This is a genomic window from Pseudomonas sp. JQ36, assembly GCF_053851495.1.
Genome location: NZ_CM132642.1, coordinates 1,334,902 through 1,357,942 on the forward strand (window position 1 = coordinate 1,334,902; position 23,041 = coordinate 1,357,942).

Consider the following 23,041-nt stretch of genomic DNA (forward strand, 5'->3'; position numbering starts at 1 on the left):
CTCGAATACCTCGGGCGCAACGACGATCAGGTGAAAATCCGTGGCGTGCGTATCGAGTTGGGCGAGATCGAAACCCGGCTCAATCAGCTCCCCGGTGTTCAGGATGCGGTGTTGCTGGCCCGTGAGGACGAACCCGGTCAGCCACGGTTGGTGGCGTATTACACCGAGCAGGGCGCATCGTTGAGCGTCGCTGATCTGCGCGCGCACCTGCTCACGCAATTGCCTGAGTACATGGTGCCGGCGGCGTTTGTCCGGCTCGACGCGTTACCCCTGACCGCCAATGGCAAGGTTGATCGCAAGGCATTGCCGAAACCTGACCTGACTGCGCTATTCACCCGCGAATACATCGAGCCGCAAGGTGAGCTGGAAACCGCGCTGGCGCAGATCTGGGCCGAGGTGCTGCAGGTCGAACGGGTCGGCCGGCATGATCACTTTTTCGAACTCGGCGGCCACTCGCTGCTGGCCATGCGCATGGTCGCGCAGGTGCGTCAGCAACTGGGACTGGAGCTGGTGCTGGCTGATCTGTTCGCCAACCCTGAACTGGCGGCGGTCGCCGAATGCCTGGCGCAAGCTGGCCTCAGCACTCAGCCGCCGATCGTGTCAGTCACCCGTGACGGCACGCTGTCCTTCGCCCAGCAACGCCTGTGGTTCCTCGCGCAAATGGACGGCGGCAATTCGGCGTACAACATTCCGCTTGGCCTGCGCCTGCGCGGGCAACTCGATGTCGAAGCTTTGCAGCGCGCGCTGACGCAGATCGTTGCGCGCCACGCAACCCTGCGCAGCCGCTTCGTCAGCGTCGACGATCAGGCACAGGTGATGATTGCACCGGTCGATAGCGGCCTGCTGTTGCAGGTGGAGGACCTGCGCCAGGATCCACAGGCCGAAGCTACGGTGCAGGCACTGCTCGCGCAGGAAGCCGCGACTGCCTTCGATCTGCAACACGATCCACTGATTCGCGGACGCCTGCTGCGTCTGGCTGACGAGCATCATGTGCTGTTGCTGACCGTGCATCACATCGTCGCCGACGGTTGGTCGATGGGCGTGTTGACCCGTGAGCTGATGGCGCTGTATCAGGCCTTCAGTCACGGTCAGCCGGATCCATTGCCGCCGTTGACCCTGCAATACGGCGACTACGCCGTGTGGCAGCGGCGCTGGCTCAGCGGTGAAGTGTTGCAGCGACAGAGCGATTACTGGCAGCAGACCCTCGACGGCGCGCCGGCCTTGCTGACCCTGCCCACCGACCGTCCGCGTCCGCCACAGCAGAACTTTGCCGGCAGCAGCGTCGAAGTACGCCTGGATGAGCGTCTGAGCACCGGGCTCAAAGCCTTGAGTCAGCGTCACGGCGTGACCCTGTTCATGACCCTGATGAGTGCCTGGTCGCTGTTGCTGAGTCGTCTGTCCGGGCAGTCCGACGTGGTGATCGGCTCGCCGGTGGCCAACCGCACCCGGGCCGAGATCGAAGGCCTGATCGGCATGTTCGTCAACACCCTGGCCCTGCGCATCGACACCTCGGGCGAGCCGAGCGTGGCCACGCTGCTGGCGCGGGTCAAGGCGCGCACGCTGGAGGCACAGGCGCATCAGGATCTGCCGTTCGAGCAAGTGGTGGAAATCACCCGGCCGGCACGCAGTCTGGCGCACAGCCCGTTGTTCCAGAGCACGCTGAGCTGGGACAGCAGCGTCGGCCCGCACCTGGCGCTGGGCGATCTGAGTCTTGAAGGGGTGGCCGCGCCGGGCCGGGTGGCCAAGTTCGACCTGACCCTGACCCTGGGTGAGGTCAACGGGGTGATTCGCGGTTCGCTGGGATACGCCACGGCGTTGTTCGATCAAGCGACCGTCGAGCGTTATGTCGGCTACTTGCAGCGCCTGCTGGCGGCGATGGTCAACGATGAGCACACCGTGTTGGAGCGGGTGCAATTGCTCGCCGAGTCTGAGCGTCAGCGCTTGCTCTACGACTTCAACGCCACTGCATGCGATTACCCGCAAACCCTGACCGTGCACGGGATTTTCCAGCAGCAGGCAGCGGCGCATCCTAAAGCGGTGGCGGTGGTGCATGGCGAGCATTCGCTGAGCTACTTTGAACTGAACGCCCAGGCCAACCGTCTAGCGCATCACTTGCTCAGCCAAGGCGTGCAGCCGGGCGACCACGTGGCGATCCTGTTGCCGCGTTCGCTGGAATTGCTGGTGGCGCAACTGGCGATTGCCAAGTGCGCGGCGGCCTATGTGCCGCTGGATATCAATGCGCCGAGCGAGCGGCAGGCGTTCATGGTCGAGGACTGTCAGGCCGCAGCGTTGCTGACCCTCAGCAGCGAAGTCATCGACTACGCCGCACCACGCATCGACCTCGACCGCGTGACCCTCAGCGGCCAACCGACGCACAACCCGAACCTGGCGCAGTCCTCGGAGTCGCTGGCGTACATCATGTACACCTCCGGCTCCACCGGCACCCCGAAAGGCGTGATGGTGCCGCACCGCGCCATCGGCCGCCTGGTGCTGAACAACGGTTACGCCGATTTCAATGCGCAGGACCGCGTGGTGTTCGCCTCCAACCCGGCGTTCGATGCGAGCACCATGGACATCTGGGGGCCGCTGCTCAACGGCGGGTGCGTCGTGGTGATCGATCACCAGACCCTGCTTGATCCGAACGCGTTCGGCCATGAGTTGAGCGCCAGCGGGGCGACCGTGCTGTTCGTCACCACTGCACTGTTCAACCAGTACGTGCAGTTGATTCCGCAGGCGCTCAAAGACCTGCGCATTCTGTTGTGTGGCGGTGAGCGTGGCGATCCGGCGGCGTTCCGTCGACTGCTGGCCGAGGCGCCGGCACTGCGTATCGTGCATTGCTACGGCCCGACCGAAACCACCACTTACGCGACGACGTTTGAAGTGCGTGAAGTGGCGGAAAACGCCGAGAGCGTGCCGATTGGCGCGCCGATCTCCAACACTCAGGTGTATGTGCTCGACGCGCATCAGCAACCGGTGCCGATGGGCGTGACCGGCGAGTTGTACATCGGCGGGCAGGGCGTGGCGCTGGGTTATCTGAACCGCGCCGATCTGACCGCCGAGAAGTTTCTGCGTGATCCGTTCAGCGAGCAGCCGGGTGCGTTGCTGTATCGCACCGGCGACCTCGCACGCTGGCTGGCCCCGGGGCAGCTCGATTGCATCGGGCGCAATGACGATCAGGTGAAGATTCGCGGTTTCCGTATCGAGTTGGGCGAAATCGAAAACCGCCTGCTCAACTGCCAGGGGATCAAGGAAGCCGTGGTGCTGGCGCGCCGCGATGGTCAGGACATCACCCGCCTGGTGGCGTACTACACCGCGCACGCCGGGCGCCTGGACAGCGCCGATCTGCATGCGCAGTTGCTGGCGCGACTGCCGGAATACATGGTGCCGAGCGCGTGGGTGCAACTGGATGTCCTGCCGTTGAACAACAACGGCAAGGTCGACCGCAAGGCGCTGCCGGCGCCGACGCAGGCAGCGATGCTCAGTCGGGTGTATGTCGCGCCGATCTCGGCGCTGGAACAACATTTGGCGCGGATCTGGGCCGGTTTGCTGCAGCTCGAACAGGTCGGTCGTCACGACAACTTCTTCGAACTGGGCGGGCATTCGTTGCTGGCGATGCGCATGCTGTCGCAGGTGCGCCAGCAGTTGGGCGTCGAGCTGACACTCGCCGAGCTGTTCGCCAACCCCGAGCTGGCCGCTGTCGCCGAGGTGTTGAGCCGGGCGGGGCGCAGCACCTTGCCGGAGATTTTGCCGGCACCGCGTGATCAGCTATTGCCGCTGTCCTTCGCCCAGCAACGCCTGTGGTTCCTGGCGCAGATGGACGGCGGCCACAGCGCCTACAACATCCCGGTCGGTTTGCGCCTGCGCGGTCGGCTGGATGAAGACGCGCTGCAACGGGCACTGGCACGCATCGTCGCCCGTCACGAAACCCTGCGCAGCCGCTTCAGCCAGATCGACGATCAGCCGCAGGTGCTTATTCTGCCGGCCGAGAGCGGTCTGTTGCTGGCGGTAGAAGACTTGCGTCAGCACCCGCAGGCTGACAACGCCTTGCGCGGTCTGATCGAAGAGCAGGCCTGCGCCTCCTTCAATCTGCAGCACGATGCGCTGCTGCGCGGACGTCTGGTGCGTCTGGCTGATGATCATCATGTGCTGTTGTTGACGCTGCACCACATCATCGCCGATGGCTGGTCGATGGGCGTGCTGACTCGCGAGCTGGCGGCGTTGTATCAGGCCTTCAGCCGTGGCGAAGACGATCCGCTGCCGCCGCTGGCGCTGCAATACACCGATTACGCGGTGTGGCAGCGGCGCTGGCTCAGCGACGAGGTGCTGCAGCGTCAAAGCGATTACTGGCAGCAGACCCTGGCCGGCGCCCCGGCCTTGCTGACCCTGCCCACTGATCGTCCGCGTCCGCCCCACCAGGACTACTCCGGCAGCCGCGTCGATATGCTGCTCGATGAACAGTTGAGCGCCGGTTTGAAAGCGTTGTGTCAGCGTCGTGCAGTGACGCCGTACATGGTGATCATGAGCGCCTGGGCGATGTTGCTCAGTCGTTTGTCCGGGCAGAACGACGTGGTGATCGGCTCGCCGGTGGCCAACCGCACCCGGGCCGAGATCGAAGGCCTGATCGGCATGTTCGTCAACACCCTGGCGCTGCGCATCGACACCTCGGGCGAGCCGAGCGGCGAGGCGCTGCTGGCGCGAGTCAAAGCGCAAACCCTGGACGCTCAGGCGCATCAGGATCTGCCGTTCGAGCAAGTGGTGGACATCAGCAAACCGCTGCGCAGCCTGTCGCACAGCGCGTTGTTCCAGACCATGCTCAGTTGGGACAACAACGACGGCCCGAGCCTGACCCTCGGCGACCTGACCCTGGAAGGCGTGGCCGGCGACAGCCACTTTGTGAAATTCGACCTGTCGCTGAGTCTTGGCGATTCGCACGACGGGATTCGCGGCTCATTGCGCTACGCCACGGCGTTGTTCGATGAATCGACGGTGCAGCGTTTCGTCGGCTATTTCCAGCGGCTGCTGGCCGCGCTGATCAACGACGATCAGGCCGTGCTGGCGCAAGTGCCGTTGCTGGCACCGCAGGAGCAGCAGCGCTTGCTGATCGATTTCAATGCCAGCGCCGTCGATTGCCCGCTGGAGCAACCGTTGCACGGCTTGTTTGAAGCGCAAGTGCGGCGCAAACCGGAGGCTGTCGCGCTGCAATCCGAGCAGGGAAACCTGACCTACCGCGAGCTCAATCAGCGCGCCAACCGCCTCGCGCAGCATTTGCGCGAACTCGGTGTGCAGCCGGATGCGCGGGTGGCGATCTGCGTCGAGCGTGGGCTGGATCTGGTGGTCGGTCTGCTCGGCATCCTCAAGGCCGGTGGTGCCTTTGTGCCGCTGGACCCGAGTTACCCGACGGAACGCCTGGCGTACATGCTCAAGGACAGTGCGCCGACCGCGGTGCTGGTGCAGACCGCTACTCGCGGGTTGTTCGATGACGCGGTCGCCACGGTGATCGACCTTGACCGCTGTACATGGCAGCACCTGCCGGATCACGATTTGCCAGTGCCGGGCCTCAGTGCTTCGAATCTTGCGTACATGATCTACACCTCGGGTTCTACCGGGTTGCCGAAAGGCGTGATGATCGAACACCGCAGCGCCTGCAACATGGTGCATTGGGGTTCGCAGCTCAGTCAGCCGACCGAACACGGTGCGTTGCTGCAAAAAGCGCCGTTCAGCTTCGACAGTTCGGTGTGGGAGATCTTCTGGCCGCTGTGCTCCGGGATGCGTCTGGTACTGGCACGACCGGACGGCAATCGCGATTCGGCGTATGTGGTGCAGACCATTCGCGAGCAGCAAGTGACGGTGGTCAAGTTCGTCCCGGCGCTGTTGCAGCAGTTCATCGAACAGGACGGTGTCGAGCAGTGCACCAGCCTGACCGATGTGCTCAACGGTGGCGGCGAACTCAGCGCGGCGTTGGCGCGGCAGGTGCGTGATCGCCTGCCGTGGGTGCGTTTGCATAACGTTTACGGGCCGACTGAAACCACGGTCGACAGCACGGGCTGGACGCTGGAGCCGGACATGCCGGTGCCGGACAACGTGGTGCCGATCGGCAAGGCTCTGAGCAACACGCGTTTGTACGTGCTCGATGCTTACGGTCAACCGGTGCCACAAGGTGTCAGTGGTGAGTTGCACATTGGTGGCGTCGGCGTGGCGCGTGGTTATCACGGTTTGCCGGAGATGCAGGCCGAGCGCTTCATCGACAGCCCGTTTGTTGCGGGTGATCGCCTGTATCGAACGGGGGATCTGGCGCGCTACAACAACCACGGGGAACTTGAATTCCTCGGCCGCAACGACTTCCAGATCAAGCTGCGTGGCTTGCGTCTGGAGCCGGGAGAAATCGAGGCGCGGTTGATCGAACATCCGGCGATTCGTCAAGCGGTGGTGATGGTGCGCGATGAGCGTCTGGTGGCCTGGTACACCGTGCGCTCGGGTGTAGAAACACCCAGTCTGGAGGCCTTGCGCGCGCATGTGCTGGAGCGTCTGCCGGAGTACATGGTGCCGGGCGCGTTCGTATTGCTCGACGCTTTGCCGCTGACACCGAACGACAAGATCGACCGCAAAGCCCTGCCGGAACCGGGGGCAGATGCAGTCATCAATCGCCCATACGTGGCGCCCGAGGGTGAAGTCGAAACCGCGTTGGCGCAGATCTGGAGCGAGGTGCTTGGCGTCGAACAGGTCGGCCGTCACGACAACTTCTTCGAGTTGGGCGGGCATTCCTTGCTGGCGGTGAAGCTGGTCAATCTGCTGCACCGGGCCGGACTGCAATTGTCGCTGGCCGAACTGTTCCAGCATCCGAGTATCGAGTCTGCCGCCGCGCTACTCAGTCAGGGCGAGGCGCCCGGCCAGCCTGACGGGCTGGTCGTGGTGCGTGCCGGGGCGCACGGTACGCCGCTGTTCCTGCTGCATGAATTCAGCGGCAGGGACGTGTACTTCCCGACGCTGGCCCAGCACATCGGTGGCGAGTTCCCGATTTACGGCCTGCCCGGCGTCCCCTTTGGGCAGGCGCAATTGCGCACGCTTGAGTGCATGGCGCAGCGCATGGTCGGGATCATCCGCGCGGTACAGCCACACGGCCCGTATCGTCTGGCAGGCTGGTCGTTCGGCGGGGTGCTGGCGCATGAGGTCGCGCAGCAATTGCTCGGCCTCGATGAGCCGGTGGAATTCATCGGCATGCTCGACAGCTATGCGCCAAACCCTCTCGCCCAGGACAAGGCCATGTGGAGCGGCGAGGGCCTCGACAAGCGTCAGTTGCTCGGCCATTGCCGTGGGCGTTCGTTGATGCTCGGTGCCGAAAGCGAGGCAGCATTGGCGGCGGTGCAAGCGCTGGAAGCGCAAGTCGAACAACTGGATTTCCCCGAGCTGTTCAAGCGCTGTCAGGCGCAGCAACTGACCGATCCGGAACTGGCCACGGTCAGCGCGGCGGACGCCTGGCATTACTTTGATCGCGAAGCGGCGCATCGTCTGGCGCTGGCGCATTATCGGGTCAGCCCGGCGAGCCAGCCGATCCACCTGTTTCGTGCCCAGGAGCTGATGGACGGCCAGTCATTGCCGAGCCCGACTCGGGGCTGGGAAGAGCGCTTCGACATTGGCTTGCTGCGTTGCATCGACATCCCCGGCGATCACCGGACCATGATGAAGCACCCGCACATTCAGGCACTCGGCCAGGCCATCACTCAGGCGCTGGAAACCCTGGTGACGCCGGAGCCGACACCGTATCAACCGCTGCTGACGATTCAGACCGGGCAGCCGGGGCATGCGCCGATTTTCTGTGTGCCGGGGGCGGGTGACAGTGTCACCGGGTTCATTCACCTGACCGAGGCCATCGGCCCGGAATGGCCGATCATCGGCCTGCAACCGCGCGGGCTGGACGGCGTCAGTGTGCCGCACAGCGCGGTCGAAGCCGCTGCGGCGTTCTACCTGCAAGCCATCGAGCAGATTCACCCGCAGGGGCCGCTGCACCTGATCGGTCATTCGTTCGGCGGCTGGGTCGCGCATGCCATGGCCGCGCAGTTGCAGGCGGCCGGGCGCGAGGTGGCTTCGCTGACGTTGATCGACAGCGAGGCGCCGGGCGGTGACGGCACGGCGGGCAAGCCGTACACGGCCACTGCCGCGTTGCAACGGCTGATCGACACCCTGCAATTGTCCTGTGGCAAATCGCTGGGCATCGATCCTGCGTCCTTCGCCAACGCCGACGACACCACGCAATTGCGTCTGCTGCACACAGGCATGGTGCGCGCCGGGGTGTTGTCGGAGCGGGCGGCGCCGGACGCGATGCACGGCCCGGTACGCACATTCGCCAGCGCCTTGCGCACGGTCTATCAACCGCGTCTGGCCTACACCGGGCCGGTGCGGCTGGTGCTGGTCGATGACCCGACGCTGGACGAGTGGGGCAATCAGCGCGAACAGGCGGCGGTGCTTGAAGGCTGGCAGCGGCAGGTCAGCGATCTGGCGGTGTGGTACGGGCCGGGCAACCACTTCACGATTCTCAAGGCGCCCAACGTCTTCAGTTTCGCCGCGTGGTGGCATGACGGTCTGACGCTGGCGGTCGACCAAGTGCTGTCCTGAGTGTGGTTGTTCTATCAAGACCCGGCCGCTGGCCGGGTTCATCCCTGAACGGACTTGTGGTTATTTATGGAAAAGTCGAAGTTGCGCAAAGTCGGTATGGGGTTGGCGTTGGCGGCGGTGGCCGGGTTGGTGCTGTACACGGTGCAGGCACCGGCCGAAGCGCCGAAATACCAGACCGCCCCGGTCGAACGCTCGGATATCGAAAACACCGTGCTCGCCACCGGTTTACTGGAAGGCGTCAAGCAGGTGGACGTCGGCGCTCAGGTGTCGGGGCAGTTGAAGTCGCTCAAGGTCAAGGTTGGCGACAAGGTGAAGAAGGGCCAGTGGCTGGCCGAGATCGATCCGCTGGTGCTGCAGAACACCCTGCGTCAGGCGCAGGTCGATGAGGAGAACCTGCAAGCGCAAAAGCGCGCCACGCAAGCCCAGCTGAAACAGACCAAAGCGATCTACGAGCGCTATCAGAACCTGCAGGAAGATGCGTCGATCTCGCGTCAGGATTTCGAGACCGCGCAATCGAACTACGAGGTGCAGCAAGCCAATCTGTTGTCGCTGGACGCGCAGATCAAGAGTGCGCATATCCAGATCGACACCGCCAAGGTCAACCTCGCCTATACGCGGATCATCGCGCCGATTGATGGCGACGTGGTCGGCATCGTCACCCAGGAAGGCCAGACCGTGATCGCCAACCAGTTGGCGCCGGTGCTGCTGAAACTGGCGGATCTGGACACCATGACCATCAAGGCCCAGGTCTCGGAGGCGGACGTGATTCATATCGCGCCGGGACAGCAGGTGTATTTCACTATTCTGGGGGAGGACAAACGCTATTACGGCAAGCTGCGCGGCACCGAACCGGCGCCACAGAACTTCCTCGAAACGCCACCGGCCGGTACGCCGAAACAAAACACCGCAGTGTTTTACAACGCGCTGTTCGAGGTGCCCAATCCCGACCATCGTTTGCGCATTTCGATGACCGCGCAGGTGCGCATCGTCCTCGACACCGCGCAATCGGTGTTGACCGTGCCGGTGGCCGCGCTCGGCCCACGCAACACCGATGGCAGCTTTCCGGTGCGGGTGCTGGACGCCAAGGGCCAGGCGCAGTCACGCAACGTGCAGACCGGAATCAACAACAACGTCAAAGTGCAGATCAATCAGGGCCTCAGCGAAGGCGAACGGGTGGTGATCGGTGATCCGCTGCCCGCCGTGGCGGGGGCTTGAGCATGACGCAGCCGTTACTGCAATTGACCGGCATCACCCGCAGTTTCACCGCCGGCGACCGCGAGTTTCTCGCGCTGAAGGACATCAACCTGACGATCAATGCCGGGGAAATGGTGGCGATCATCGGCGCCTCCGGCTCCGGCAAATCAACCCTGATGAACATCCTCGGTTGCCTCGACTATGCGACCGCCGGCAGTTACAAGATCAACGGCCAGGAGACCCGCGACCTCGACGATCAGGCGCTGGCCGAACTGCGCCGCGATTACTTCGGTTTCATCTTCCAGCGCTATCACTTGCTGCCGCACCTGAGCGCGATGCACAACGTCGAGATGCCTGCGATCTACGCCGGCATCCCCGCGCCGCAACGCCACGCCCGCGCCCGCGAGTTGTTGGCGCGACTGGGTCTCGATGGGCACCTGACCCACCGGCCGAGTCAGCTCTCCGGCGGTCAGCAACAACGGGTGAGTATCGCCCGGGCCTTGATGAACGGCGGCGAGGTGATCCTCGCCGACGAACCCACCGGCGCTCTCGACACCGCCAGCGGCAAGGAAGTGATGCGCATCCTGCTGGAGCTGCACGCGGCCGGGCACACGGTGATTCTGGTGACCCACGACCCGAAAGTCGCGGCCAACGCCGAGCGCATCATCGAAGTCAGCGACGGTGAAATCCTCAGCGACCGCCTCAACGAGCGCGATAGCGGGCAACTGGCCGGCGAAGAGGACGTGCCGCCCAAGCCTGCGGCGACCCGCCGCCTGGTCGCCAGTCTCGGGCTGTTCAAGGAAGCCTTCAACATGGCCTGGGTGGCGCTGATTTCGCACCGCATGCGCACTTTGCTGACCATGCTCGGGATCGTCATCGGCATCACCTCGGTGGTGTCGATTTCGGCGATCGGCGAGGGCGCCAAACGCTACGTGCTCAAGGACATTTCGGCAATCGGCAGCAACACCATCGATATCTATTCCGGCACCAGTTTCGGCGACAAGCGCGCGGCCTCGATCGAAACGCTGGTGCCGGCCGACGTCACCGCGTTGAATCAGCTGTACTACGTCGACAGCGCCACCCCGGTGGTCGGTCGCAGCATGCTCTTGCGCTATCGCAACATCGACCTCGACGCGCAGATCAACGGTGTCAGCGACCAGTATTTTCAGGTGCGCGGGATCAAACTGGAGGCGGGCATCACCTTCAGCGAAAACGACGCCCGGCGTCAGGCGCAGGTGGTGGTGATCGACTACAACACTCGACATCGGCTGTTCGCCGAGGGCGTTGATCCGCTGGGCCAGGTGATCCTGATCGGCAACCTGCCGTGCACGGTGATTGGCGTGGCAGCGGAGAACAAAAATCTGTTTGCCTCGGGCAAGACCCTCAACGTCTGGGTACCCTACGAAACCGCCGCCGGCCGTATCCTGGGCCAACGCTTCCTCGACAGCATCAGCGTGCGGATGAAGGACGGGCAGTCGAGCAAAGTGGTGGAAGAGCACGTCAACCAGTTGATGCTGCAACGCCACGGCATCAAGGATTTCTACACCAACAACCTCGACAGCGTGCTGCAGACGGTGCAGAAAACCAGTCGTTCGCTGGCGCTGCTGCTGTCGCTGATCGCGGTGATTTCGCTGGTGGTCGGCGGCATCGGGGTGATGAACATCATGCTGGTGTCGGTCACCGAGCGTACGCGCGAGATCGGCATTCGCATGGCGGTCGGCGCGCGCCAGTCGGACATTCGTCAGCAGTTTCTGGTGGAGGCGGTGATGGTCTGCCTGCTCGGCGGGGTCATCGGCATTTCCCTGTCGTACGCCATCGGCCACCTGTTTTCGCTGTTCATCAAGGAATGGGAAATGGTTTTCTCCATGGCCTCGGTGTTGACGGCGGTGATCTGCTCGACGCTGATCGGCATCGTCTTCGGCTTCGTCCCCGCGCGTAATGCATCGCGCCTCGATCCGATCGAAGCGCTGGCGCGGGACTGATTGCCGGAGCTGATTGACCGGGCTCGTGCACTGAAGTGCACAAATCGAAAGGGACGGGTCACGAACCCGTCCCTGTTTTTCGTCCTCATTCCAACTGTGGGAGCGAACCTGCTCGCGAAAGCGGCCTCACAGCCGACCAATCCCTGACTGAATGCACTCGGTCAAATGGTGGGAGCTGGCTTGCCAGCGATGGCGGCCTACCAGCCGACCAATTCCCACCTGAATGCACTCAATCCAACTGTGGGAGCGAGCTTGCTCGCGAAAGCGGCCTCACAGTCGACCAATCCCCAACTGAATACACTCGGTCAAATTGTGGGAGCTGGCTTGCCAGCGATGGCGGCCTACCAGCCGACCAACCTCCCACCTGAATGCACTCATTCCAACTGTGGGAGCGGGCTTGCTCGCGAAAGCGGCCTACCAGACAAAATCAAAACAACAGAGCAAACCCCGCAAATAAACATAACCCCGCAACCACGTTTAAAGTACACGAACCGTTACGCCATAACGGCTACAACGCCTTGCGCCGTTACCTACGCGTACGCCAGAATCCGCCGGCTTACACGGCTATGCGTTGGGCTTATCGTTTCCCTGTCACTGGAAAGCAGTGATCGGGTTTGGTAGCCCATTTCGGTACGGTCGTATGGCGTCACCTTATGCAGCCTCTTTTTTGCGGCTCAGTTTTATATGGTGGACATGCGTGGGGCTCATTCGTGAGCGCCGGGTTCCGTATCGACCGGTCTACCAACCCGCGCATGGCCGCCACCCATCGTTTGGTAGCGAGGGTGATGGCTCCTATTTCTCGATACGGAGTTTCATCCATGTTCAAAGCCACACCCAACCCCCCGGACACCTCGATCCCGTACGACCCGGCCCTCGACCCGCAGAAGATAAAAGCGGCAACCGACCGCGCCATCAACTTCTACCTCAACCCCGGCGCACTGAAGATCTCGATCCCTTCAGCCTCGTCACGCCAATCGAACAGAATCTTCCTCATCGACCCCACCGTGGACGAAGAAACGTTGCTCGTCGAAGCCTGCGAATCATTAGCCGCCGCCAGCGACATGGCCCGCGATATTGGCGACACCGTCGACCACCCACAGCGCCGGGCCATGCTGATGCTGCATCAGGTGATCATGCTCAGTGAACTGATGGTCAACCGGGTACTGGACGGCCGCCGCGTGCCGAACTAACTGCCCGGTCCCCCTGTAGGAGCTGCCGAAGGCTGCGATCTTTTGATGTTGTTTTTTAAAAGCAACCTCAAAAGATCGTCCGAACGCGGCCCGAACCTTCGGCAGCTCCTACAGGGAGTCATTCTTCCAAAGTGCCTCGATCGGAGTTCCATCTGATGTCCGAAACCCCACCTAATCCGCCAGTCACAGACCCGCTATCACCCTACGAAGCTCTCAACTCCAGAAAACTCCACGAAGCCGCCGAACGCGCCCTCGACCACTACCTCGCGCCCGCGCAAATCATGGCAACGCCATACACCCCTAGCAGCATGTTCCTCGTCAATCCACAAACCGACACCGAATCCCTGCTGGCTAACGCCTGCGAATCCCTGGCCTCGGCCACGGTCATGCTCGGTGATTTCGCCGGCACGCTGGAGGGGCCGAGTCGTAATACGGTGTTGGGCATTGCGCAGGTGGTGATGCTGGGGGAGTTGGCGGTGAATCAGGCGCTGGATAATGTTGTGCCCAAGGAATAGGCGCTGACAGTTCTGGCCTCTTCGCGAGCAAGCCCGCTCCCACAGTGGATCTTCGTTGGTCACAGGTTATGTGCCCGGCAAAGATCCCTTGCAGGCGTGAGTCTATTAAATAAATTCGTCCCCTTCTCCCGCCTTATTCCAGATTGTTTTTCGCAGGCCAAGAATTGGCCTGCATATGTTTTGAGTAATGTAGGTGAGTATTCGGATACAGCTGTGCTCGGGTCAATTGATCGGGGTAACACTATCGTGGGAAATCGTTACCCCGGCCAATAACCTCCTGGGTTCACTTCAGTTCATTGAAAACACACCAGCTTTAGGCGAAAGTGCTAAGCACCTCCCCACCAAGGAGAGGTGCCTAGCGTGGATTACCCGTTTTCGGGCAGTGATGCTCTTGGATAGGTCACGGGAACTGTTTAGCTTTTGAATGTGACCCTACCGATGTCAATCCAATGCGCGGATTCATTCCCAAAATTCGTAGTCACCACGAACCTGAGTGTATCGAACGCTTGGCCATTGTCTGGGGCGACGTCCCGTTCATAATATTCTTCAGGTGGCTTACCCTCGTAATACAACATTGAGTACACCACAACATTGTTCCGTAGGAACTCAAGCTGGACGCGGATAGAAAGAGTTATGGAAAAGATGCCGTAGATTGTTGCGCTCTTGGCACTCCCTTGTTTCAATCCTAAGGAGTACGCAAGTGTGGCTGAACTATTCGCGCCATGCATACTGCCCCGAAACCACAGTGTCGAACCCATGTCGGTCACCAAAACGCCCTGGTGCCGCATCCCCCCTGTATTTGTATTCAACGTTACTTTGGTGTGCGTCCCCTCGAGAGATCCCCCTGGATTTGAAATCAGTACTTCTTTTGGATATGACTTAAAGTCTTCGACGAGGTCAACGAAATCGACCACGTTCACTATCCACTCTCCCGACTCCGTCCCGCTGCCATATAACGCCTTGGCTTTGAACACATGCTTTGTACGCGTCAGCCCGGTCAGTTCAACGGTCCATATGCCATTTCCATTGGCCTCGACCCTTTTGCCTGTGGAGCTGTTACCGTCGAAAATTTCCACCTCAAGATACTTGGTCGCCGTCCCCCTCAGACGAACAGTGGTGTCACCGGTGCTTCCATCATTGCTGATTGGCTGCCCTTTGGAATCTTCCGCACCGGTGATGGCCGGCCGGACCCCATTCAATACGGTCAGGCGCCAGGTATTCGACGGCGGGTTATTTGCGTATTGACCAATGGCCTTGAAGGTATGCAACACGTCCAGCGATAACCCGCTCACGGTACGGGTCCAGATGGAGTTGCTCTCTGCCTTGGCCTTGCCTTTGGAGACCGCACCGAGGAAAACTTCCACCTCCTGGCCGGCCGGCGCGGAGCCAGTGAGCGTGACGCTGGTGTGCACGGTGTAACCGTTTTCGCGGATGTTCCAGTTGCTCTCGTCTTTTACTGATGTGATGGCCGGTGTGTCGGCAGCCACCACGACCACGATCCGCGGAAGCGATACCTCCTCATTACCATACCGCGCAGTAGCGGTGAAACTATGGGTGTCGGCGCTCAGCCCCGTCACCGGGAACTCCCAGTCACCACTCTGTGGATCGACGTCGGCAATGCCTATCTCGATATTGCCGTCTTTGATCAGGACTTTCTGGCCTTTAGCCCCTTTGCCTTTAAGCGTGATCGAGGTGTCAACGGTCGTGGCGCCTGGGAGAATTTCTTCCCCTTTGGAGTTTTCCACCCGAGTGATAGTTGGCGCGGTAGGAGCGGTCACGACCACGACCCACGGATCCGATATCTGCCCATTGCCGTACTGGGCAGTGGCGGTGAAACTATGGGAGACAAGGGCCAGCCCCGTCACCGGAAACTCCCAGTCACCACTTTGTGGATCGACGTCGGCTGTACCTTTGACGGTGGTGCCATCCTTGATCAGGACTTTCTGGCCTTTAGCCCCTTTGCCTTTAAGCGTGATCGAGGTGTCAACGGTCGTGGCGCCCGGGAGAATTTCTTCCCCTTTGGAGTCTTCCACACGGGTAATTTCTGGCCGCACATCCTCAATCGCTTTGATCGTATAAGTGCGCACTGGAAACTCCACCGCCTCACTCTCCACCGTGCTCTGACCAAGCGCCGCTTTAAACACCAATTCCAGATCGCTGCCATCCTGCAGAGCTTTGAGCTCATCGGCTGGAAGCGGAGCAGTGAAGAACTGGTCAGCGATCCAGTCGGGGTTGGTGCCGGCTGTCGGCGCACTCCAGATCTCGCGCAGGTAGGCGCTGCCGTCGGCATTGGTCCCGTGCAAGCGCAACCAGACGTACTGGCCGAGGGCGATCAGCGGCCAGTCACCCATGCGTACGGAAGCTTGGGTCAGGTTGCCGGTATGCAGTTCCGGGCCGGCGCCGTCGTTGTCGGCCTGCTCGATGGTGGGGCTGGCCAGCGCGCTCTGCGGCATTGCTTGCACCGTCAGGTCAAATACCCGGGACGGTGTTGGATGACCATCAATGATGACGACGTAGGAGATTTTTACCTGCTTACCCAGATTGAACGCCACCACGCTGTTGGGGATCGCAAACTCAAGCCCTTCGCTTACCGCGCGCGGCACTGAGGTATGCGACCCGCCGGCCGGCGTGCCGTCAGCGCCAGTCCAGGTGACGCTGATTTCATCAGTTGGCAGCAACGCGCTGTTGTCCGGCACCACGATGGTCAAGGTGTCCCTGACCAGCAGCGGGTTGAGTGCGCTGTCGCCGTTGTTCTCCTTGATCCAGGGGGCGAGCAGTTCCAGCGCGACGCCCACGGTGAACACCAATGGATTCGAAAGGCTGGTCTCATCTGTGGCATGGCGCCAGAGCTGGTAGCGGACGGTGATCTTGCTGCCGCGGTTCGGTTCGATGTGTTGGGCGACGAAGGCGGCGTCCAGGTTGATGACCCAGTCTTGCTGGGCGGTTACGGCATTGAATGTGCGGAACCCGGGTTCTTCGCCGGAGATGTCGCCCACCCACTTCCAGGTGGCCTCGTCGTTGGCTACCCATGGCTTCACCACAGGCCTGGGGATGGTCAGTCTACTGGTACCGCCGGGCAGTGTGGCCGGGTCGAGGAAGCCGTTCGCCACCCCGAGGACAATCGGGGCGTCCAGCTCGAATTTCGGTTCACCCACATTGAGCAATTTCGTGTGCAGCGACTCGCGTCTGAGGATCTCGTCGCCTTCGGCTATCAGCAGGTCGTACCACCCCTTCAGGGTGCCGCCGTCAAGGAGCTTGAGGTTGTAGTCATCGACGGTGATGACGAAACCTTCGGGATTCTCGACTTCATACTCCTCCGGAATGTGCCACTCCAACTCAGGCAGGAAGGTGCTGCCGTCCGGACTTTTACCCAACAGGAACAGCTCAATGCCCATGCCGTACTCAATGGCCGGATCGAACGGAATGCGGACGTTGATGGGGGTCTTCGTGGGATCGATGAAGTCACCCTCGGCTTCTTCGATGATCGGTGCGGCCAGGCGGTGGGCTGCGCCGGTGACTTGTACAAATTGCCCTTTTGAGCGTAACGGGTCACTGCTGCCGCTGCGTTCCAGCCGATAGAAGAAACTGACCTGGGTATTGACCAGTTTACGCACGGCCGCAATGGACAGCTTGAACTCGTAGTTATGCGGAATATTGTCGACGGTCTGGGGCAGGGCGGTGACTTCGACTTTTTCGCCCTCCAGGGTGGTGCCGAGCATGGTCAAGTGAATGATGTCATCCATCTCGAAGTCTGGCCGTGTGGCCGTGACATGCACCGTGATGTCGTTATCGCCCTGTTTATCGGCGTCGAGTTCATTATTGACAGCCTCCTGAACAATCGGTGCGGCCAGCAGGTCGATGCCGGTGGTGACGACGATGCGGGTTGCCTTGCACCAGTCTTCCGATTCATTGCCGACGATGTCGCGCACCTTGAAGGTGACCGCCAGACCGAAGAGGTCGGTGTCACCAGCCCGTTCAATAGTGGCTTTGGAGACCGTGATCAATATCGGGTTTGCCGCTGGATCGTTGATCTGCTCCAGGGTCACCGGTGTGGAATACTCAAAAAAGCCGCCCCAACTGAGATGAATGACGTCGCCCTGCGCGATGTCAGGGTAAGGCAAGCCGCCGGCTGCGGACCTGATGACAATCGGCACTCCCGCTTCGGCAACGTCTTTGTCCACGCCGCCGTTGACGATTTCCGGGGGAATGTACATGTACAGGTTGGAGTGACCAGGGCCCGGGTCGATGTCCTGGCCAGCGGGGAGTTCCAGTTTGACGAAGAGGTTGAGGGGCTTGTCCGGACGCTCTTCTTTTTGATTGGGCTGTTTGATTTCGTAGGTGAGTTCGTAAGGACCTGTCTGCAGATGACGAGGAGCCACCCACAAGAGGGTCGGTTGCTTGAGCTCGGCCGCGTCAATGATGGGACGCCCGTCGACCTCACGGTCATTGAGCAGCAGCTTGACGGTATCTCCAACGGCCTTGCTGGCCCAGATGGGGATCACGACTTGCAGACCGTCATCGGGAAAGGTGAGCAGCGCCGCCCGGTTGATCCCCCACTGGCCGGAAGGCAGGAGGCGCCCGGGGACTAGCGGGTCCAGCAGTGAATGGAGGGCAGAGATTTTCATCTTGGGCTGAACGAGCATGGACGGAACTCCGTGCGAACTGTCGGGAGACAAAGGGCGTGGAGTTATTCAGCGCTGAAGATGACGGCTCTGGCTACTGTCAGAAATTACAGGTACGAAGCCTTTTCGGATGAGCGGTAAGACGCGGCCCGACGGATAAAAAGACGCTGCCCGGCATCCCCTCGGAGACTTCTGTGCCCGTCGCGGGCAGTGCCTGCAGGACTTGAATGAGAGGGTTGCCAGCCGTACCGGCCTCTTCGCGAGCAAGCCCGCTCCCACAGTATTAGCCGGGTGTTGCCGTAACCATTGGCTCAGCGCATACCAATGTGGGAGCGGGCTTGCTCGCGAATGCGGTGTGCCAGCCAACACCTTAAGTGCCTGACACGGCCTCTTCGCGAGCAAGCCCGCTCCCACAGTTTTAGCCGGGTGTTGCCGTAACCATTGGCTCAGCGCATACCAATGTGGGAGCGGGCTTGCTCGCGAATGCGGTGTGCCAGCCAACACCTTAAGTGCCTGACACGGTCTCTTCGCGAGCAAGCCCGCTCCCACAGTTTTAACCGGGTGTTGCCGTAACCATTGGCTCAGCGCATACCAATGTGGGAGCGGGCTTGCTCGCGAATGCGGTGTGCCAGCCAACACCTTAAGTGCCTGACACGGCCTCTTCGCGAGCAAGCCCGCTCCCACAGTTTTAACCGGGTGTTGCTGTAACCATCGGCTCAGCGCATTTCGATGTGGGAGCGGGCTTACTCGCAGTGGCAGTTCCTGCAGATCGGGCACTATCAGGCGGCGTGGGGTGAGCCGGGCAGGGTGGCGGTATGTTCGGGCGAATACATCCAGCGCATCAGTGAATGCCGGCCGCTGATCCCCAGTTTGATCGCGGCGCGCTTGAGGTAGCTTTCCACCGTGTTGACCTTCAACTGCAACTGTTCGGCCAGCTCCGGCGCGGTACGCCCGGCGAGCAGGCCGATGCACACTTCGGTTTCGCGATTGGACAGGCTCAGGCCCAGTTGCTGCAAACGCTCGTTGAAGCGCAGCCGCAGGTTTTCCAGGCCCTGTTGCGCGCCGTCAGCGCCGGGCGACAGGTCTTCTGTACTGGTCTGCTGAGGTTGCAGGGCGTGAATATGTTTTTCCACCATTGGCAGCAGTACTGGAGAAATATCCTGCAACAAACTTCGTTCCTGAGCCGAGAAGTGTTGTGACTGATCGTGGCGATACACCGAGATCACATAGCGGTAGCCGTCCTTGCGCCGGGTCAGGTGCAGTTGCGAGGCGTCGGTACTGGCCGGTTGCGCGTCGACCGGCTCGGCGCTGCGCGCGGCACTGTGCTCGGAGAACACCGTTTCGGCCAGTTGCGACGGGTCTTTGCCGATCTCCGGCTGGCTGCGATTCGCGGTACGACCCACCGGCTCAACGCGCATCTGGCGAATGTGCATGGCGTCCACTGCCAGTTGAGTCTGGATCAGGTCATGCAGCATTCGCGGAAAGTGCCGGCTGCCGGTGCTGGCGATGACTTTACCGATGTGGGGAAACAGGTATGAGTTCATAAGCGTCATCCATGATTTACAGGTGAAACGATCCTTTCCTGACGCTGTGCCATCCGTGTTCCGTTGGACGACGCAATGTCGGGAATTGGATCCTATCCTAGTACAACGATTGAAAGACGGTTTAATGAAGGTGTTATTAGCTCATAACCTTTGACTGTCCGCTTTGGGTTGACAGTGAAACGCTTTTCAACCGATTTATCCGTTCAGGCGGTATCCGTAATCTGTGCCCATGTTCAACGCAACGCCCACTACCTCAACCAAGAAAAGGGATTCAAACATGAGCACTGCAACCTACAACCGCCTGAACAAAGACGACGCCGTAGTCCTGCTGGTCGACCACCAGACCGGTCTGATTTCTCTGGTTCAGGACTTCTCGCCGAACGAGTTCAAGAACAACGTGCTGGCTCTGGCCGATCTGGCGAAATTCTTCAACCTGCCGACCATCCTCACCACCAGTTTCGAACAAGGCCCCAACGGCCCGCTGGTCCCGGAACTGAAAGAAATGTTCCCGGACGCGCCGTACATCGCCCGCCCAGGCCAGATCAACGCCTGGGACAACGAAGACTTCGTCAAGGCGATCAAGGCCACCGGCCGCAAGCAGATCATCATCGCCGGCGTGGTGACCGACGTCTGCGTCGCATTCCCGACCCTGTCGGCACTGGCCGAAGGCTTCGACGTCTTCGTCGTCACCGACGCCTCGGGTACCTTCAATACCACCGTGCAGCAAGCCGCCTGGAGCCGCATGACTCAGGCCGGCGCCCAAATGATGAACTGGTTCTCGGTCGCCTGTGAGCTGCACCGCGACTGGCGCAACGACATCGAAGGGCTGGGCAATCTGCTGTCGCAGCGGATTCCGAACTACCGGAACCTGATGAACAGTTACTCGGCGTTGACCGCGCAGCAGAAGTGATTGCAGTGTTGTGAACGTGAAGGCCTGCCCTGAAAAGCAGGCTTTCTTTGTTTGCGCCGCGGCATCAGCGTTACTACCCGGCGCGATGAACCGAGCGCTGGCTTCTGCGTTTTTTTGATCAGACTCAGCTGGGTTTTCCGTGACGTTTACGGCTAATCTGCGCACTCGCTGATGACAACAAGATAAAAACAGGAGTCACTGATGCAACCGATCCGTCTCGGTCTGGTGGGCTACGGCAAGATTGCCCAGGATCAACATGTTCCGGCGATCAACGCCAATCCCGGATTTCGTCTGGTGGCGGTCGCCACGCAAGGTGCACCCTGTGCCGGGGTGGAGAACTTTCACTCGTTGAGCGAGTTGCTGGAAAACGGCCCCGAGGTGGATGCGATTGCGTTTTGTACGCCGCCGCAAGGTCGGTTCGCACTGGTGCAGCAGGCGCTGGCCGCCGGCAAACATGTGTTGGTGGAAAAACCGCCGTGCGCCACGCTGGGCGAGGCGCTTGCCCTGGTCAGTCAAGCGCAGCAGCAGGGCGTCAGTGCGTTGTTCGCCTGGCATTCGCGCTACGCCCCCGGTATTGAAGCGGCCCGCGACTGGCTCGCCAGCCGCACGTTGCAAAGCGTGCAGATCGACTGGAAGGAAGACGTGCGCAAGTGGCATCCCGGTCAGACGTGGATCTGGCAACCCGGTGGTATGGGCGTTTTCGATCCGGGCATCAATGCCTTGTCGATTGTCACTCATTTGTTGTCGCAGCCACTGTTTGTGAAGTCTGCCGAACTGCGCGTACCGGACAACTGCCAGTCGCCGATTGCCGCGTCGATCAAGATGTCCGATGCGCACAGGCTCGACGTGCAGGCGGAGTTCGATTTCGACCATGGTCACGACGAACTCTGGAGTATCGAGATTCGCTGCGCCGAAGGAGTGCTGCGTCTGGACAACGGCGGGGCGCTGCTGAGCATCGACGGCGTGCGCCAAACGGTGTCGGAAGAGGGCGAGTACACGGCGGTGTACCGACACTTCCGGCATCTGATTGGAGACCGGGCCAGCGACGTCGATCTGCAGCCGCTGCGGCTGGTGGCTGACAGTTTCTTTGTCGGCAGCCGGGTGGCAGTCGAGGCTTTTTATGACCCGGCACGTTGATCCGTTGAAGCGCGATTAGCATTGTGAAAAGGTCGGCGCTCAGGAAAGCGCTCAGTTCATCCAGCACTGCGTCGGGATGACTGCAAACCTGAGCGTCAGGCCTAAGCTAATGCAAAAAGGGTATTTGTTCGTGGTTTTTAAGATCGTTTAGTTTTGTCTCACGACGAATCAAACGCATCAAACCGATAGATCCCCGATTGCCATGACGGCACACGCTGAATCGATCAAAGGCTCTTCAGGTTTGGTTCACACGGGAGTGAATCATGCCGCATACCCTGGATATCACTGCACTGCCGACGCTGGACCTTTCGTTGTTCGAAGGCACCGCGCAACAGCGTTATGAATTTCTTGAAAACCTGCGTCACGCCGCGCGTGACGTCGGCTTTTTCTATCTCACCGGCCATGGCATCGACAGCGACCTGCTCAAGCAGGTGCAGGATCACGCCCGGCAGTTCTTCGCCTTGGCCGAGCAAGAAAAGACCGCCGTCGGCATGATCAATTCACCACATTTTCGCGGTTACAACCGTGCCGCTTCCGAGATCACCCGTGGTCAACCCGATTGGCGTGAGCAGTTCGATCTCGGCGCCGAGCGCGAAGCGTTGCCGCTGGACGCGGACAGTCCGTTGTGGGCTCGGTTGCAGGGGCCCAACCAATGGCCGGCGGCGCTGCCAGAACTGAAAACGCTGCTGCTCGAATGGCAACAGGCGATGACGCGCATGGCGTTGCGTCTGTTGCGTGCCTTTGCCCAGGCGCTGTCGCTGCGGGCGGACGCGTTCGATCAGTTGTACGGCGACAAGCCCAACGAACACATCAAGTTGATGCGCTATCCAGGCCAAGCCGCCAACGCGAGCCAGCAGGGCGTCGGCGCGCACAAGGATACCGGGTTCCTCAGCTTTCTCCTGCAAGACCAGCAGGCCGGGTTGCAAGTGGAGGTCGAGGAGGGGCGCTGGATCGATGCGCTACCGCGTGAAAACACCTTGGTGGTGAACATCGGCGAACTGCTGGAGCTGGCCACCAACGGTTATCTGCGCGCCACAGTGCATCGCGTGGTGTCGCCGCCCGCAGGCAGCGAGCGCTTGTCCATCGCCTTCTTCCTCGGCGCGCAACTCGATGCCGTGGTGCCGCTGTATCCGTTGCCCACCGCGCTGCTGCGCGAAGCGCGTGGCCCGGCGAGTAATCCGCTCAATCCGTTGTTTCGCGATGTCGGCTGGAACTACCTCAAGGGTCGGTTGCGTTCGCACCCCGACGTCGCCCGCCGCTTCTATGCCGATGCGCTGATGCCCGCCGCATCCGTTCGCAAGACCGCCAACGCCTGATTCATCCCTCGCTCAAGGACT

Annotated in this window: 10 protein-coding genes (1 of these 10 cut by a window edge); 8 read left to right on the forward strand and 2 right to left on the reverse strand. The window is 61.1% G+C overall.

What is annotated here, in order from left to right; genetic code table 11:
• From ACS4NR_RS05900 to ACS4NR_RS05920, 5 genes are all read left to right on the forward strand, one after another.
• Window positions 1-8,610, forward strand: the 3' portion of a protein-coding gene (locus ACS4NR_RS05900; RefSeq protein WP_456019358.1) for a non-ribosomal peptide synthase/polyketide synthase. The gene continues 9,213 nt to the left of window position 1, outside the view; only the last 8,610 of its 17,823 coding nucleotides appear in the window; the start codon falls outside the window, past its left edge; the stop codon is at window positions 8,608-8,610.
• A gap of 66 nt (window positions 8,611-8,676) precedes the next feature.
• A complete protein-coding gene (gene macA, locus ACS4NR_RS05905; RefSeq protein WP_456019359.1) occupies window positions 8,677-9,825 on the forward strand; it encodes a macrolide transporter subunit MacA in 1,149 nt (382 codons plus the stop codon).
• Window positions 9,826-9,827: 2 nt separating this feature from the next.
• Window positions 9,828-11,786 (forward strand): MacB family efflux pump subunit, encoded by a 1,959-nt coding sequence (locus ACS4NR_RS05910; protein ID WP_456019360.1) that lies wholly within the window; start codon window positions 9,828-9,830, stop codon window positions 11,784-11,786.
• Window positions 11,787-12,604: 818 nt separating this feature from the next.
• On the forward strand, window positions 12,605-12,976 hold the full coding sequence (locus tag ACS4NR_RS05915; protein ID WP_456019361.1) for a DUF6124 family protein: 372 nt from the start codon (window positions 12,605-12,607) through the stop codon (window positions 12,974-12,976).
• Between the two features lie 155 nt (window positions 12,977-13,131).
• Window positions 13,132-13,491 carry a DUF6124 family protein gene (locus ACS4NR_RS05920; RefSeq protein WP_456019362.1) on the forward strand — a complete coding sequence of 120 codons (360 nt, stop codon included), beginning with the start codon at window positions 13,132-13,134 and terminating at the stop codon, window positions 13,489-13,491.
• Window positions 13,492-13,904: 413 nt separating this feature from the next.
• On the opposite strand, the gene ACS4NR_RS05925 is transcribed toward ACS4NR_RS05920, so the two are convergent.
• Window positions 13,905-18,134 carry a hypothetical protein gene (locus ACS4NR_RS05925; RefSeq protein ID WP_456019363.1) on the reverse strand — a complete coding sequence of 1,410 codons (4,230 nt, stop codon included), beginning with the start codon at window positions 18,132-18,134 and terminating at the stop codon, window positions 13,905-13,907.
• A 758-nt stretch (window positions 18,135-18,892) separates the two neighbouring features.
• Entirely contained in the window at window positions 18,893-19,657 is a 765-nt protein-coding gene (locus ACS4NR_RS05930) for a helix-turn-helix transcriptional regulator (RefSeq protein WP_456019364.1), read from the reverse strand.
• A 277-nt stretch (window positions 19,658-19,934) separates the two neighbouring features.
• On the opposite strand from ACS4NR_RS05930, the gene ycaC reads away from it, so the two are divergent.
• From ycaC to ACS4NR_RS05945, 3 genes are all read left to right on the forward strand, one after another.
• Window positions 19,935-20,567 carry an isochorismate family cysteine hydrolase YcaC gene (gene ycaC, locus ACS4NR_RS05935; RefSeq protein ID WP_007966399.1) on the forward strand — a complete coding sequence of 211 codons (633 nt, stop codon included), beginning with the start codon at window positions 19,935-19,937 and terminating at the stop codon, window positions 20,565-20,567.
• Between the two features lie 201 nt (window positions 20,568-20,768).
• Window positions 20,769-21,704, forward strand: a complete 936-nt coding sequence (locus ACS4NR_RS05940; RefSeq protein ID WP_456019365.1) for a Gfo/Idh/MocA family protein — start codon at window positions 20,769-20,771, stop codon at window positions 21,702-21,704.
• A gap of 263 nt (window positions 21,705-21,967) precedes the next feature.
• The gene (locus ACS4NR_RS05945; RefSeq protein WP_456019366.1) at window positions 21,968-23,020 is read left to right on the forward strand and encodes an isopenicillin N synthase family dioxygenase; all 1,053 of its coding nucleotides are present in this window, start codon (window positions 21,968-21,970) and stop codon (window positions 23,018-23,020) included.
• Window positions 23,021-23,041 lie beyond the last annotated feature (21 nt).